1 protein-coding gene is annotated in these 1,352 nt (G+C 63.5%); it reads left to right on the top strand.

Features of this window, described 5'->3' with window-relative positions; all coding sequences use genetic code 11:
• The first annotated feature begins 166 nt into the window (after positions 1–166).
• A complete protein-coding gene (locus tag ACN6NG_RS11655) occupies positions 167–1,246 on the top strand; it encodes a helix-turn-helix domain-containing protein (RefSeq protein WP_016499194.1) in 1,080 nt (359 codons plus the stop codon).
• The last annotated feature ends 106 nt before the right edge of the window (positions 1,247–1,352 follow it).

Here is a 1,352-nt window from a genome sequence, read left to right as displayed (position 1 = left end):
GTACAGGGCGATGCGGTCCATGTGGGAGCTGGCTTGCCGGCGATGAGGCCAGTGCAGGCAACACAAGGTCATTCCCCCAGAAGAGGCAGCGTGAGGACCCGTCAACCAAAAGTTGACAGCTTGGGTATACTGGCAGGCTCTTGGCCCAGATCAGGACACCCTGCCGATGTTGGAAAACAGCTTCGCCTTCCGCCTCAAGGAACTGCTCGAGCATCACAAGCTGACCCTGCAAGCCGTGGGCACGGCCTTGGGTATTTCGCGCACCGCCGTGCACAAGTGGACCCGCGGCGGCGAGATCGACTACGACAACCTGCGCAAGCTGGCCGACTTTCTCAAGGTCAACTGGATCTGGCTGCGCTACGGCGACGAAGCACTGCAGAACATCCAGCAACCGCAGGTGGTCGAGCTGCCGATGACCGACGTGCGCCGGCGCCTGACCGCGGAGATCATGGAAAGCGAAACGCGCATGAAGCTGGCCCAGGAAGGCGCGCGCATCGTCACCTGGGAATGGAACCTGATCAGCGACGAAGTCACCTACTCGCCCAACGTCGAGCAGGTCTATGGCTGGCCGGTCCACCACAACGAAGACTTCTGGAAGCACCTGCCCAACGAAGACGTGCAGCGCATGCAGGTGATGTACGCCGACGCGGTGGCCGACGGCAGTGGCTGTGAATGCGACTTCCGCATCACCCGCCCGGACGGTGAAGTCCGCTGGATTTCTTCCCGCGCCACAGTGGTGCGCGACAGCGCCGGGCGCTCGGTAAAGATGGTTGGCATCAGCATGGACACCACCGAACGCCAGGTGGCCCAACAGGCGCTTAGCCAGAGCGAGGAGCGCTTCCGGGCGATCTTCGAGCTGGCTTGGGGTGCCCTGGCCTACATCGACCCGGACGGCACCTGGCAGCGGGTGAACAACAGCCTGTGCGAGTTGCTGGGCTACAGCGCCGATGAACTCTACGGCATGACCTTCCAGCAGATCACCCACGCCGACGACCTGGCGCAGAACCTGCAGCTGCTGCAACGCATGCTGGCCGGCGAAACCGAGCGCTACGAAGTGGAAAAACGCGTGCGCCACAAGAACGGCGAGTACATCTGGGTACGCGCCCGCACCTCGCTGCAGCGCCGGGACAACGGCGAACCGGAACACCTGATCAGCGTGTTCGAAGACATCAGCGCCGAGCGCCAAGAGCATGAACGGCTACAGGCGCACATCGCCGCGCTGGAGGCCCGCCTGGCAGCTTCGTGAGCAGGCTTACGCGAACTTCTGTGGGAGCGGCCTTGTGTCGCGATGGGGCGCGTAGCGGCCCCGGCAATTTTGTGTCGAGACAGGGATTGCGGGGCCGATACGCGCC

The sequence above is a fragment of the Pseudomonas sp. TSO6 genome (assembly GCF_056098905.1).
The sequence above is the reverse complement of the archived record's forward strand: the minus strand, read 5'-3'. Positions and strand labels throughout refer to the sequence as shown.

What these genes read in the sequence shown, in the direction of transcription:
- ACN6NG_RS11655 (WP_016499194.1), top strand. Translation starts at nt 167, where the DNA reads ATGTTGGAAAACAGCTTCGCCTTCCGCCTCAAGGAACTGCTCGAGCAT.